10 protein-coding genes are annotated in these 14,493 nt (G+C 65.0%); 1 reads left to right on the top strand and 9 read right to left on the bottom strand.

Annotation, left to right across the window (positions count from 1 at the left end; all coding sequences use genetic code 11):
* Positions 1–97 precede the first annotated feature (97 nt).
* From HV753_RS14070 to aptA, 9 genes are all read right to left on the bottom strand, one after another.
* Positions 98–1,573 (bottom strand): M81 family metallopeptidase, encoded by a 1,476-nt coding sequence (locus tag HV753_RS14070; RefSeq protein WP_175175098.1) that lies wholly within the window; start codon positions 1,571–1,573, stop codon positions 98–100.
* 28 nt (positions 1,574–1,601) lie between these two features.
* Positions 1,602–3,011: an amidase gene (locus HV753_RS14075; RefSeq protein ID WP_175175099.1), complete on the bottom strand. Its 1,410-nt coding sequence runs from the start codon at positions 3,009–3,011 to the stop codon at positions 1,602–1,604.
* 36 nt (positions 3,012–3,047) lie between these two features.
* Positions 3,048–4,745, bottom strand: a complete 1,698-nt coding sequence (locus HV753_RS14080; protein ID WP_175175100.1) for an ABC transporter ATP-binding protein — start codon at positions 4,743–4,745, stop codon at positions 3,048–3,050.
* A complete protein-coding gene (locus tag HV753_RS14085) occupies positions 4,745–5,650 on the bottom strand; it encodes an ABC transporter permease (RefSeq protein WP_175175101.1) in 906 nt (301 codons plus the stop codon). The genes HV753_RS14080 and HV753_RS14085 overlap by 1 nt, the downstream gene beginning before the upstream one ends.
* Positions 5,651–5,661: 11 nt before the next feature.
* Positions 5,662–6,603: an ABC transporter permease gene (locus tag HV753_RS14090; RefSeq protein ID WP_175175102.1), complete on the bottom strand. Its 942-nt coding sequence runs from the start codon at positions 6,601–6,603 to the stop codon at positions 5,662–5,664.
* A 26-nt stretch (positions 6,604–6,629) separates the two neighbouring features.
* Entirely contained in the window at positions 6,630–8,195 is a 1,566-nt protein-coding gene (locus HV753_RS14095; protein ID WP_175175103.1) for an ABC transporter substrate-binding protein, read from the bottom strand.
* 81 nt (positions 8,196–8,276) lie between these two features.
* Positions 8,277–9,785, bottom strand: coding sequence for a M81 family metallopeptidase (locus tag HV753_RS14100; protein WP_175175104.1), 1,509 nt, complete (start codon positions 9,783–9,785; stop codon positions 8,277–8,279).
* 192 nt (positions 9,786–9,977) lie between these two features.
* A complete protein-coding gene (locus HV753_RS14105; protein WP_175175105.1) occupies positions 9,978–11,471 on the bottom strand; it encodes a CoA-acylating methylmalonate-semialdehyde dehydrogenase in 1,494 nt (497 codons plus the stop codon).
* A gap of 117 nt (positions 11,472–11,588) precedes the next feature.
* Entirely contained in the window at positions 11,589–12,914 is a 1,326-nt protein-coding gene (gene aptA, locus HV753_RS14110) for an omega-aminotransferase AptA (RefSeq protein ID WP_175175106.1), read from the bottom strand.
* A 159-nt stretch (positions 12,915–13,073) separates the two neighbouring features.
* Here aptA and HV753_RS14115 point away from each other — a divergent pair, with 159 nt between their 5' ends.
* Entirely contained in the window at positions 13,074–14,492 is a 1,419-nt protein-coding gene (locus tag HV753_RS14115) for an aminotransferase-like domain-containing protein (protein WP_175175107.1), read from the top strand.
* The last annotated feature ends 1 nt before the right edge of the window (position 14,493 follow it).

The raw sequence follows: 14,493 nt of genomic DNA on the forward strand, positions 1-14,493 counted from the left end.
TCACCTGACCGTGCGCGCAGTTACCGAAGATTTCAAAATGAAAGGCCGATGCTTGGGCATCGGCCTTTTTGTCGACAATTCCGTGATTTCCCGCTTGCTACAGCGGGTCCAGCGGATAAATCGGACGGCGCACGTGCTTGAAATCCAGCTGGCTGTAGTCAGACGTGGTGACACCCACCCCCGTGCATTCGATCACATGGGTGGCCATGTCCGAGAAGCCCGCCCGCCAATGCACGCGGCTTTTCAGCACCACGTAGCGCTTTTGCAGCGGATCGATGCCGGCTGACAGCAGGCAGTTGATGTCGAAGGGTTCCTGGTGGCGCGACACCACCACGATCTCGACCCGGCCCGTGTCGATGACGACAGTCAACCCGGTGTCGTTGCGCACGCCCCGGTACATGGGGCCGCGGTTCAGGTAGACGCCATCGAACACCAGTTTGACCCGTCCGGTCACCGTCAGCGGTTCGCTGGCTTCCTTGATGGCAGGCATGGGCAGCTTGCCGCCCAGTTTCAAGGTGATGGTGTTGCCCACCCCCGCTGCGGCGGCTTCCAGGGCAGCCTGTGGGTCGCAGATGGCGTAGAAGACCACGTTGTCCAGTTCCTGGCGCAACACTTCAGCCAGCACGGCGGTGGTGTCCATGGTGCCGCCGGAGCCGGTGTTGTCGAAGTGGTCCAGCAAGACGACGGGGCCTTGTTCGATCAATTTGGCCCGCGCGATGGTGGGCGCCAGGGGTTCGGGATGGAACACCCAGTCGGCGCGGCCGGTCCAGGCGCGTTCCAGCAGTTCATCGCGGTACTGTCGGGCCTCTTCCGGCTTGCCGTCCGTACAGACGACCGCGCTCAGTCCGGCTTCGCGGATGTCGGCGTGGGGAAATCCCACGAACACGGAAGCCGCCAGCACGCCGTTGGCCTCCAGTTCCTTGCAGCGTTCCTGCAAGGGCTTGTTGGGGGCGGCGTGCGTGCCCTGGCACATGATGTGGGGCAGCATGGGCTTGTTGGCCCAGCTCATGACCGGGTTGATCTCGCCCTTGAGCGTGCGCACGATCACATTGGCGGCGCGCACGCCGGCTTCGCGGATATCCACGTGCGGATAGGTGTGGAAACCGCTGATGACGGTGGCGTTGTTCACGATGTCGTCATAGATGTTGGCGTGCATGTCCAGCGTGACGGCCACCGGCGTCTTGGGATCGATGTCGTGCAGACGGCGCAACAGGTCGCCTTCCGCGTCTTCCACGCCTTCGGCGACCATCGCGCCATGCAAGTCCAGCAGGATCGCGTCGAAGCCGCCCCGCTTGACCTGATCCAGCACCAGATTGCATAGCCGTTCATGGGTCTCGGCGCTGGCAGGGCCGCTGGGCCAGGATTCTGCCGCCACGGGCACCACGATCTCGGCGCCTTCTCGGCGCGCGACTTCGATATAGCCGCCCAGGCCGCTGTCGGTGTTTTCGTAAGCCTTGATGGCGCGTTCGCCAGCCAGGATTTCAGGGTTGCCGCGGAAAAAACGTTCTAGCGGGGTCGGCACAGGCGAATAGGTGTTCGTCTCGTGCTTGATCATTGCCAAAAGCCAACGCATGGGAATTCCTGTGGGTTGCTGTGGAAAGTCAGATCGTCTTGGGCGGCTGGGGCCAGGGGTGCTGGGCCGGGCGCATCTGCTCCCAGGCGCGCGCCACGCGCAGCACGCCCAGATCGTCGAAGCGGGCGCCGGCGATTTGCAGCCCGATGGGCAGGCCCGCTCGCGTATATCCGCAATTGACGGAGGCGGCGGGCTGTTCGCTCATGTTGAAGGGCAGCGTGAAGCCGATGTGGTGCATGGTGGTGGCGACGTCATTGGTGGGCGACGGCCATTCGGCGTTGTAGGCCACCACGGGCGCCACGGGAGACAACACGTAGTCAAACGGGGCGCAGGCGGCAATCGTCCTGGCGCGTACGTTCAGCGTTTCGTAGTAGCTGCGGAAAACGGCTTCGCCGGATTGCCCGCCGCCGCTTTCGGCCCAGGCGCGGATGAACGGCAGGATCTTCGCGCGGCGGGCTTCAGGCAGTGCGGCCAGGTCGATCGCAGAACGGGTGCGCCAGAAACGGTCCACGCCGTCCAGCATCTCTGGCGTCATCCAGGGCAACATGGGGGTGACGATGGCGCCGGCCGCCTCGAAGGCCTGTGCGGCAGCCTGCACGGCGTCGCGTACCTCGGGGTCCAGCGGCAGGCCGCAGCCCGCGTCCATTTGCAGGCCAATGCGCAGGCCGCGAACGTCTTGCGCCAGGTTCAGCCAATCAAAGTCCTGGAATGGCAGGCTCATGTGGTCGCGCGCGTCGGGTTGCGACAGGACGCCCATCATCAGCGCGGCGTCGGTGATCGTGCGCGTCATGGGGCCGGCGCAACGTCCCATGAACGGCGGGTCGATCGGTATGCGGCCCAGGCTGGGCTTTAACGTGGCGATGCCGCACCAGGCGGCCGGCAGGCGAACCGAGCCGCCGATGTCGGTGCCAATATGCAGCGGGCCATAGCCGGCGGCGGCAGCGGCGCCCGCACCCGCGCTGGAGCCGCCGGGGTTCTTGGACAAGTCCCACGGGTTGCGCGTCAATTCATGGAAACTGGACAAGCCCGAGGACAGCATGCCGTAGTCGGGCATGGTGGTCTTGCCCAGCAGCACGGCGCCGGCTTCGCGCATGCGGGCCGCGGGGGGCGCATCGGCGGCGGCCGGGGTCAGCTCGGTGGCGGCAGTGCCCAGTGGAATGGGCGTGCCGCGGGTGGCGATGTTCTCCTTGATGGTGGCCGGTACGCCGTCCAGCGAATAGCCGCCCGTGGACTGCGGTTCGCCTTTCATCCAGCGGGCTTCCGATGCGCGGGCCATTGCCATTGCGCCTTCCGGGTCCAGCGCGTAGGTCGCCTTCAGGTGCAGTTCCCAGCGTTCGATGTGCTCCAGCACGGAGCGCGTCGCTTCAACGGGCGAAAGTGTCTTGTTGCGGTAGGCGTGCAGCAGTTCCTGGGCGGACAATTCATGCGGTTGTGGCATCTCGGTTCCAGTGTGTGGATGCGGGCAATCAGAGCATCAAGGCCGGGGGGCGTGCGCCAGGGGGGCCGCAACGGGGCGGAAGTTGCGGAAATCCCAGTCGCGTCCCGGGGCCGCGTCGATCAGGGCGCGGGTGTATTCGTGGCGAGGCTCGGTCAGCACGGTTTCGGCGGAGCCGGTCTCGACGACCTTGCCGCGCTGCATGACCATGATGGTGTCGCAGATCTGCGCGGCCACGCGCAGATCGTGGGTGATGAACAGCACGCCCACACCCGTGCGCTGACGCACTTGCTCCAGGAGCTCCAGCACTTGCGCCTGCACCGATACGTCCAGTGCGGACACGGCTTCGTCGGCCACCAGGATTTCCGGATCCATGACGAGCGCGCGCGCGATGCAGATGCGCTGTCGTTGTCCGCCGGAGAACTGGTGCGGGTAGCGCCGCATCGCGTCCGGGCTCAGTCCGACGACAGTCAGGGTTTCGCCGGCGCGTTTCAACGCCTGGTCGCGCGGCATGCCGAAGTTAAGCAGACCTTCAATGATGGATTCACCGACCGTGCGGCGCGGGTTCAATGAGCGGTAGGGGTCCTGGAACACGATCTGGATGCGGCGGCGCACGGGACGCAGCGCGGAACCGGACAGGGTGCTCAGATCTTCCCCACCCATCATCATGTGACCGGCGGTGGGTTCGATCAGCCGCACGATGCAGCGCGCCACCGTGGACTTGCCCGAACCCGATTCGCCCACGATGCCCAGGATCTCGCCTTTGCGCAGCGTCAGGTTCACATCCGTGGCGGCAATGACGTTCTGCGCCGTCTTGCGGGAGAACAGGGAACTCTTGCCAGCATAGGTACGGCCCAGGCCCTTGACGTGCAGCACCGGCTGGCCGGCAGGCGCGTCGCGGCGGGTGGGCACCAGGCTGGGCACCGATGACACCAGTCGCCGGGTATAGGACTGTTTGGGTTCGGCCAGGATCTCGTTGCGGGTGCCGCTTTCGATCAGGTCGCCCCGGTTCATCACCACGATGCGATCCGCGATCTCGGCGACCACGCCGAAATCGTGGGTGATGAACAGCACCGCGGTCTGGTGCTTGACTTGCAGTTCCTTGATCAACGCCAGGATCTGCTTTTGTGTCGTCACGTCCAGCGCCGTCGTCGGTTCGTCGGCAATCAATAGCTTGGGTTCCAGGATCAGCGCCATCGCAATCACGATGCGCTGACGCTGGCCGCCCGACAATTGATGCGGGTAGGCATCGAAGATGCGTTCGACATCCGGCAGGTGCACCGACTGGAACATGTCCAGCACCTTGGCGCGGCGTTCCGCCGCAGTCATGTTCTTGCGATGCAGCCGCAGCACTTCATCGACCTGCTTGCCCACCGTATGCACGGGGTTCAGCGCCGTCATGGGTTCCTGGAACACCATTGCCATGCGCGTGGCGCGCATTTCGCGCAGCCGGCGGGGTGTGGCGGTGGCGACATCTTCACCTTCGACGCGCAAGGAGCCCGCGCTGATCGACAAGATGCCCGGCGGCAGCAGGCCCATGACCGCTAGCGACGTGACGGACTTGCCTGAGCCGGATTCGCCGACCACGCACACCGTTTCGCCAGCGTGCACGTCCAGGCTCAAGTTGCGCACGACGCGGTTGCCCGCGCCCGCGACTTCCACCGACAAGTTGCGGATGGCCAGGATGGCGGACGAGGTATCGCCCGCGGGGGGAGTAGGGGAGTAGGTTGTCGGCATCAGATCCTGCGCACCATTTTGGGGTCCAGCGCATCGCGCAGGGCGTCGCCCAGGATGTTCACGCTGAGCACCGTCAGCGACAGGAACAGACCGGGAAAGAGAATCAGCCCGGGCAGCATGCGGAAGTACATGCGGCCTTCGGACATGATGTTGCCCCATGACGCGATCTCGGGGGGGATGCCCGCGCCAAGGAAGCTCAGGATGGCCTCGGTCAGCATGGCGGATGCGAACACATACGTACCTTGCACCGTCAGCGGCGCGATGGTGCTGGGCACCATGTGACGCCATAGCAGCAGCGGCAGCGGCGTGCCCAACGCCAACGCGGCTTCGACATAGGGTTCACCGCGCACGGTCAGGATCTGGCCGCGTACCAGTCGCACCACCCGGGGAATCTCGGGGATGGTGATGGCCACCAGCACGGTCGTGATGCTGGCGCCGGCGACCGACACCAGGGCGATCGCCAGCAGGATGCCGGGGATGGCCATGATGGCGTCCATGGTGCGCATGATGAACCCATCGAGCGAACGAAACCAGCCGGCGATGACGCCGATGAAAAGCCCGATGGTGACGCTGACGACTGCGGCGCCCAGGCCCGCGATCAGCGAGATGCGCGCGCCGTAGGCCACGCGCGACCAGACGTCGCGGCCGAAGGCATCGGTGCCGAACAGATAGTCGGTGAAGGGCTGCTTGAGGCGCGCGCCCGGGTTGATGAAGGTGGGGTCGACCGTGCCCAGCAGCGGCGCGAACAGGGCGATGGCGATGATGGCGACCAGCACCACCAGCGCCAGCATGACCGGCCAGCTTTTCAGGCCCTGGCGGACTTGCCGCCAGGCAGTGACTTGAGGGTTGCCGCCTCCGGGAAGGTCGGCGGCCGCTTGCGCGGCGGCATCGGTTGGCGTGTGCATGCGTGGGGCCCCTAGTACCTGATCCGCGGGTCGAACACCGTGTAGGCGCAATCGACAATAAGATTGATGAACACGTAGACGAACGCGAAGAACAGCGTCAGGCCCTGAATGACGGGGTAGTCGCGTGCCAGCACGGCTTCCACCACCAAGCGGCCCAGGCCGGGGATGTTGAATACTGATTCGGTCACGACCACGCCGCTGATCAGCAGTGCGATGCCCAGGCCCACCACGGTGGCGATGGGCACGGCGGCATTGCGCAGGGCATGGCCAAGCAGCACGCCGGTTTCACCCAGGCCCTTGGATCGGGCGGTGCGGATGAAGTCTTCGCCCATGACCTCGATGACGCTGGTGCGCGTGATGCGCGCAATCAACGCCACATAGACCGTGGACAAGGCCAGCGACGGCAGGATGAGCCGGTGCAGATAGGGCCAGAAACCCTTGTCCAGCGGCGTATAACCCTGCACATTGAACCAGCCCAGCTTGATGGCGAACAGCCAGATCAGCAGATAGCCCGTGACGAAGACCGGCACCGAGAAGCCCAGCACCGAAAAGCCCATCACGGCGCGATCCAGCAGTTTTCCCTGACGCCATGCCGCCAGAATGCCCAGCGGAATGGCGACGATCAGAGTGAACAACAAAGTCAGCACCGCCAGGCTCATCGACGGTTCGAGGCGTTGCGCGATCAGTTTGGTGACCGGCACGCCAGACATCAGAGAGGTGCCCAGATCGCCTTGCAGGAGCTTGCCGCCCCAGATGAAGAACTGCTTGATGACCGGTTGGTCCAGGCCCATCGTCTGCCGTATCTGGACGATACGTTCAGGCGTGGCGCCATCGCCCGCCATGATGATGGCCGGATCTCCCGGGCTGAAACGCAATATCGCGAAGACCACCACCGCGACCATCACCAGAACGGGGATGGTCGCGAGGAGCCGGCGTGAGACAAATGCCAGCATGTATTTCCCCCTGAACTACCCGCCCTTTAAGGGGCTTTTTTGACGTTCCAGAACGCAAAGACCGGTGCGTGCACCAGGCCGGAGAGCTTGGTCGAATAGACGGTCGGCACGGACATCTGACCCAGCGGCACGTACAGGCCTTCGTCGATGCCGATGCGCTGCAATTCGTCGGCGATCTTCTTCTGTTCAGCCGGGTCGGAGGTCAACGCGAACTTGGTGCGCAGCTCTTCCACCTGCGGGAAGTCGGGCCAGCCGAACCAGGCGTTGTCGCCATTGGCGGCGGCGGGCGCGGAGCGCACCGGGTCCATCACGTCCGTGGCGTACCAGTTGGTGTTGTGGATGTTCCAGCCGCCTTCCGCCGGCGCGGCCTTGGAAGCGCGGCGAGTGGCCACGCTCTGCCAGTCCATCGCGGCCAGGTTGACGTTGAAACCGGCTTTGCGCAGGGCTTGGGCCATCACCACGGGTTGGGCGGACAAGGTGCCCACGTCGGTCGCATGCATGACCAGGATGGGCGTGTTGTCGTAACCGGCTTCCTTCAGCAGGGCGCGGGCCTTTTCGATGTTCGACGGGACCACGACGTCCTTGCCGATATCGCTTTCCATCGGCGTGCCGCAACCCCACAGCGACGCGCAGGTCTTCCAGTACTTGGGATTGCCGACCAGCGCCTTCATCACATCTTCCTGGCCGATGGCGTACATCGCGGCCTGGCGGATCTTCTTGTTGTTGAAGGGCGGGTACTTGAAGTTGAAGCGGTACATCGTGAAGTAGCCAACCGGGCTGAGCGACTCTTCCTTCAGATCCTTGTTGCCTTCGATCATCGGCAGCAGGTCATACGGGAATTGCTCGACGAAATCGATTTCGCCGCCCAACAGCGCGTTGGCGGTCGTCAGGGCGTCAGGCATGACGTCCCATTCGACCTTGTCCACGTTCACGACCTTGCCGCCGGCCAGGGCGCTTGCGGGTTCCTTGCGCGGCACGTAGTCGGTGTTCTTGGCGTAGACGGTCTTCACGCCCGGCTTGAATTCCACGACCTTGAACGGGCCCGAACCCGTCATGTCGGTGATGGGCTGGCCGATGGCTTGATCCGCGATGCGCTTGGGCATCATGAACGGCGCCGTGCCGGTGGGCTTGGACAGGGCGCGCAGCGCCAGGTCCGTGGGTTCCTTCATGACGATGCGAAAGCTGTTGTCGTCGATGACTTCGATCTTGTCGGTGAACTTCAACAAGGTGCGGCCCATGCCGTCGCCGGCAGCCCAGCGCTTGATCGAGGCCACGCAGTCTTCGGACGTCACGGGTTTGCCGTCATGCCACTTTTGACCCGCGCGCAACGTCATCGTGTAGGTCTTGCCGTCGGGCGAGACTTCCCACTTTTCAAGCATCTGGGGTTGGATCTTGTTGTCGGCGTCGGTGGCCAGCAAGGTGTCGTAGATCATGTAGCCGTGCCACGTCGTGATGTACGCGGTGGTGGCATGCGGATCGGTCAGACGCAGCGGCGAGTGCATGACGGACTTGATGACGGTTTCGGCGTAAGCGCCGTGAGCCATCAGCAGCGTGGCACCGGCCAGCGTGGCCGCTCGGACAAACTTGAGCATGAAGGTTCCCCTTGAAGCGTAGTGAGCGGCACTGTCGGCCGCTACGTCGTTAACGCGCCGCGCAAGGTCGGCGTGCGAGGGTCAGGCTATCGCGGGCCGGCCGGAAAACACCGGTCCACAAGGCGCCATTCTGATGCCGGGACGCAACCGTGTCCATGGTTGTTTTGCCGCATCCATCAGCATGGAACCAGGGGCCGCGCACACCAGGATCGTCTGCGCGACGGAGGTGAAATCCGCGCGAAAGTGCGCGGAACTCTTCACCACCAGAATCGCGGCGCGCGTGGGTTCGACGCCCGCGAAGCGGAACATCTCCTGGTCCGCCATCTGTACCTTGTTGGAGGCGACGATGATGCGGACGCCGCCGATGCGCAGGCAGGCGCTGGGCCCCAGATCCATGTGGAATCCGCGGTAGAACGCGCCATGCGTATCGAAGCGTCCGTCCGATGTTTTCTCTACGATGAATTCGCTGTCCAGCGGTTCGTCGTCGGGAATACCCGAGTGTCCACCCAGTGCAATCCGGACCTTGTTACCGACGCCGGCACGATGCGCGGCCAGCGCGGCGGCAGGATCCACGATCAGGCCAATGGCCGCATCGCGGGCATCGTGACGAATCAACGCACGCAGCACGCCGGTGGTATCTGAGCTGCCGCCCGCGCCGGGGTTGTCCTGTGCGTCGGCGATGACAACCGGCTTGTTGGCATCGCGCGCAAGCCGCATGGCTTCCTGCACCGCTTCGTCGGCGCTGTACAGCCTGCCGCCGAAGTCGCGTTCCGCATTCAGCACGGCGCGCGCCATTTCTGCGGCGGCCGCGTCGGCGTCGGCTTGCGTCACGCCATAGGCCCATACCGTGGGCGCGCATTCAGGGAAGTCGGCGGCGGGGAATCCCGTGGCGAACGACAGGCTGGTCGCACCGCGCGATTCGATCTCGCCCACCAATCCGTACAGGCTGCGCGAGGGCTCGATATCGGTGGATTGCCAGCACAATGAAATCAGATAGGGCAGCGCGCGCAATGACGCATAGGGGCGCGGCACGCCGGCCAGCCGCAAGGACAGCAGGGCCGCCGCGCGCTGCCCGGTCTCGGCCATGTCGATGTGGGGATAAGTGCGGTAGCAGACCAAAGCGTCGGCGTGCCGCACCATGGCGCGCGTGACGTTGGCGTGCAGGTCCAGGCTGGCGACGACGGGAACGTCGGGTCCCACCAGTTCGCGCACGCGCTTGAGCAATTCGCCTTCGCCGTCGTCCAGGTGCTCGGTGACCATCGCGCCGTGCAGATCCAGGTACACCCCGTCCAGCGGCATGGCCGCGGACAGGCCTTGAAGGATCATGGCAGTGATGCGTTCAAACGCATCCTTGGTGACCAGGCCCGATGGGCTGGCCGCGGCCCAGGTGGTCGGCACAAGGGTGTGTTGCCCCATGGCTTCGATGAAGCCCGCCACCGGAATGTTCGCGCCTGCGACGGCGGCGAACATCGCGGGCCCGCTGACCAGCTTCGGCCAGCCGCCGCCCTTCTCGGCAAAGTCTTCCCACGTGGCGCGCGAAGGCGCGAACGTATTGGTTTCGTGCTGAAAGCCGCCTATCCCGATCCGCATCAGGGATCCCCTTGTCGTACTGATGTTCGGAAGGCGCGGGGATTACGCCGCGCCCCTGTTATTTCCCGCAGAAAACTGGCACAGCACCACAATCCGGTGAAACTCTCCCAAGCGGGGTCGCGCGGAACCGGCTTTGCCGGTTCGTAGCGACGCCCCCTTGAGGGGGAAGCGCGTAGCGCTTCGGGGGTGGGTTCACTTCGCTACAGGCATGGTGAACTCGGCACCCTTGGCGATGCTGTCCGGCCAACGCTGCATCACGCTCTTGTAACGGGAATAGAAGCGGATGCCTTCTTCGCCGTAGGCGTGGTGGTCGCCGAACAGCGAACGCTTCCAGCCGCCGAACGAATGCCACGCCATGGGCACGGGGATCGGCACGTTGATGCCGACCATGCCCACCTTGATCTGGCGTGCAAAGGCGCGGGCCACACCGCCATCGGACGTGAAGCACGCCACGCCATTGCCGAACTCATGCGCGTTGATCAATGCGACCGCGCTGGCGAAGTCGGGCACGCGCACGATGCACAGCACGGGGCCGAAGATCTCTTCGCGATAGATGTTCATGGTGGCGCGGACGTTGTCGAACAACGTGCCGCCCAGGAAGAAACCCTTTTCGTTACCGGGGACTTTCAGGCCGCGGCCGTCCACGATCAGATCGGCGCCCGAGGCGATACCGTCCTCGATGTAACCCAGGACCTTGTTGCGATGCTGCGCGGTGACCAAGGGCCCCATTTCGGCATCCGATTGCATGCCGTCCTTGACGATCAGCGTCTTCACGCGGGGGATCAGGCGTTCGACGACCTTGTCGGCCACGTCGCCCACCACCACGGCAACGGAAATCGCCATGCAGCGTTCGCCCGCGGAGCCATAGGCCGCGCCCATCAGCGCATCGGTGACTTGGTCCAGATCGGCGTCGGGCATGACCACCAGGTGGTTCTTGGCGCCGCCCAGGGCCTGCACGCGCTTGCCGCGCTTGGTGCCTTCCGAATAGATGTATTCGGCGATCGGCGTTGATCCCACGAACGACAGCGCTTCAACGTCGGGATGCGCGATCAGCGCATCGACCGCCTGCTTGTCGCCATGCACCACGTTGAAGACGCCGGCGGGCAGGCCGGCTTCGGTCAGCAGTTCGGCCAGGCGCAGCGATGCCGAGGGATCGCGTTCAGAGGGCTTGAGCACGAAGGTGTTGCCGCAGGCGATGGCCACGGGGAACATCCAGCACGGCACCATCATCGGGAAGTTGAAGGGCGTGACACCCGCCACCACGCCCAAGGGCTGGCGCATGCTCCAGTTGTCGATGCCGCCGCCGATCTGGTCGGAGTACTGGCCCTTGAGCAACTGGGGAATGCCGCAGGCGAATTCAACGATTTCAATCCCGCGCATCACCTCGCCCTTGGCATCGGAGAAGACCTTGCCATGTTCGCGGGTGATCAGTTCGGCCAGTTCGTCCTGGTGCTGGTCCAGCAGCGCCTTGAAATTGAACAGGATGCGGGCGCGCTTGAGCGCCGGCGTTTCGGACCACGCGGGGAATGCGTCGCGTGCGGCGGCCACGGCCAGCGCCACGTCCTCGGAGGAGGCCAGGGGAACCGACGAGCTGATTTCGCCCGTGGCGGGGTTGAAGCCGTCGGCGTAGCGGCTGCTGCGGCCTTCGTAGTGCTGGCCGTTGATGAAATGGGGGATCTTCTTCATGGGTGTGGAAGCTCGAAAAGCGGGATTCTTCAAAAACGCCCGAGGGCGGCCATCGGCCGCCCGCGGGAGGGTGTCAATACGTGCGGCATCGCCGCGGGCGGCGGCGAGTCATTTCGTTCACGCAACCTCTTTCAGGACCTTCCCGATCTGTTCAAAGATCTGGCCGATCTGGGCCTCTTCGATAATCAGGGGGGGCGAGACGGCGATGATGTCGCCGGTATAGCGCACCATCAGGCCGCTGTCGAAGCACTTCTGGAAGACCTCGTTTGCGCGGGCGCCCGGAGCGCCTGCGCGTGGCGACAATTCAATGCCGGCCACCAGGCCCAGGTTGCGCACGTCGATGACGTGCGGCGCACCCTTCAGGCCGTGCACGGCTTCCTGGAAGACGCCCGACAGTTTGCGGGCACGGGCGAACAGGTTTTCGCGACGATAGATGTCCAGCGTCGCCAGGATGGCGGCGGCGGCCAACGGGTGCGCCGAATAGGTGTAGCCGTGGAAGAATTCGATGCCGCCCGCCGGGCCGTTGACGATGGCGTCGTGGACTTCACGCTTGACCGCGACCGCACCGGCCGGCACGGCGGCGTTGCTGACCCCCTTGGCCATGGCGATGATGTCGGGCGTGACGCCGAAGAACTCGGAGGCGGTGGCGGCGCCCAGGCGGCCGTAGGCGGTGATGACTTCGTCAAAAATCAGCAGGATGCCGTGCTTGGACGTGATTTCGCGCAGCTTTTCCAGGTAGCCCTTGGGCGGGATCAGCACGCCCGTCGAACCTGCCATCGGTTCGACGATGACCGCGGCGATGGTGGAGGCGTCATGCAGCGCGACGATGCGTTCCAGTTCGTCGGCCAGGTTCGCGCCCCAGGCGGGCTGGCCCTTGGAATAGGCGTTCTGTTCCAGGTTGTGCGTGTGGGGCAGGTGGTCCACGGCGGGTAGCAGCGCGCCGGAGAAGGTCTTGCGGTTGGTCGAGATGCCGCCGACCGAGATGCCGCCGAAGCCCACGCCGTGATAACCGCGTTCGCGGCCGATCAGGCGGGTGCGCTGGCCTTCGCCGCGGGCGCGGTGGTAGGCCAGGGCGATTTTCAGCGATGTGTCGACGGATTCGGAGCCGGAATTCGTGAAGAAGACCCGGTCCAGGCCTTGAGGCATCAGGCCCGCGACGGCGGTGGCGGCCTCGAAGGCCAGCGGATGGCCCAATTGGAAGCCGGGGGCGTAATCCATGATGCCGGCCTGGCGGGAAATCGCGTCGACGATTTCCTGGCGGCCGTGGCCGGCGTTGACGCACCACAGGCCGGCGGTGCCATCCAGGACCTGACGGCCGTCGGTCGAGGTGTAGTACATGCCTTTGGCCGTTGCCAGCATGCGCGGGTGCGCCTTGAACTGCTTATTGGCAGTGAAGGGCATCCAGAGATGGGACAGATCGGGCAACTCGGCGGGGGCATTCATGGCGGCTCCAGGGAAAGACAGCCGGCGGATCTGCTTGGGAAGGGTGCAGCCGCCGGGATTCAAATGATTCTGGTACGTCCCGCAGGGAATGAAAATATACGATCTGCGCAAATGCCGCTAACTGTATAGTTAGGGGTGGCTTAACTGTACAGTTTCCCCGTGATCGATTTCCAACCCAACCGTGCCCGTGGACTTGCGCCGACCTTGGTCGAGCAGCTGGTGACGGCCATCCTGCAAGCCATCGAGGCGCAGACACTGCGTCCGGGTATGTCCCTACCCTCGGTGCGTGAGTTCGCGCGCCAGTACGGTATCAGCACGTTCACGGTGGCCAGCGCGTATAGCCGGTTGGTGTCGCTGGGCTGGTTGGCCGCGCGGCCGGGCGCGGGCTACCGGGTGTCCTCGCCGGACGCGCCCGCGCGTCGGGGCGAGCCGCTGTCCTGGGAGCCGCCACGGCTGAATGCGGGTTGGCTGCTGTCGGATATCTTTGCCGACCATTCCATCCCGATCAAATCAGGATGTGGCTGGTTGCCCGGCGAGTGGCTGAACGAAGAAGGCATGCACGTGGCGTTGCGCCACGTGGGGCGCGTGCCGGCGATGCGCATCGCCAACTATGGGCATCCGTACGGCTACGCGCCGCTGCGCGAGACCATCGCGGCCAGCCTCAGTGCGCAGGGCATGGAGGTGGAGGTTTCGCAGGTGCTGCTGACCCAGGGCGTCACGCACGGGCTGGACATGGTGATACGCACGCTGCTGCGGCCAGGGGATACCGTGGTGGTCGAGCAGCCCGCCTACGCCAATCTATTGCAGATGCTGCGGCTGGCGGGATTGCGCGTGGTGTCGGTGCCGCGAACCGTCGACGGACTGGATTGCGATGCGCTGGAGCGCGTGGCGGCCCAGCACCGGCCACGGGCGCTGTTCATCAACACGGCGTTGCAGAATCCGTCCGGCGCCAGCATCGGCATGGCCAACGCCTTCCGTATCCTGCAAACGGCCGAGCGGCATGGGCTGTGGGTGATCGAGGACGACATTTCCCGCGAGCTGGCGCCGGGCGTGACGCCGATGCTGGCCGCGCTGGACGGTGCGCGGCGGGTGGTCTATCTGGGGGGCTATTCCAAAGTCATCAGCCCGTCGGTGCGGGTGGGCTACGTGGTGGCGCACCGCGACCTGACCCGGGATATCGCGCGCACCAAGATGGCGGTTGGCCTGACTTCGCCGGAAATCATGGAGCGCATCGTCCACCAGGTCATCCGCGAAGGGCGTTACCGCGCGCACATCGCACGCACCCGCGAGCGGCTGGCCAGCGCGCACGGCGTCGTGGCCGAACAGATGCGGCAGCACGGCTTTGAGATCCATGGGCGGCCGCAAGGCGGCTTGTTCCTGTGGGCGAAAGTCGCCGGCCAGTGGCGCGAACGCGGCGCCAATGGCCTGGCGGAATTGGCACTGAAGGACGGTATCTGGCTGGCGCCCGGTTCTTACTTCGAGGTGGACGAGGCCGATACGCCCTGGGTGCGCTTCAACGTGGCGTACTCCGAAGCCCCCGCGCTATGGCGCTTCATGCGCAACGCGGGCGCGGCTTGAC

Source organism: Achromobacter pestifer, from assembly GCF_902859625.1.
Lineage (GTDB): Bacteria > Pseudomonadota > Gammaproteobacteria > Burkholderiales > Burkholderiaceae_B > Achromobacter > Achromobacter pestifer.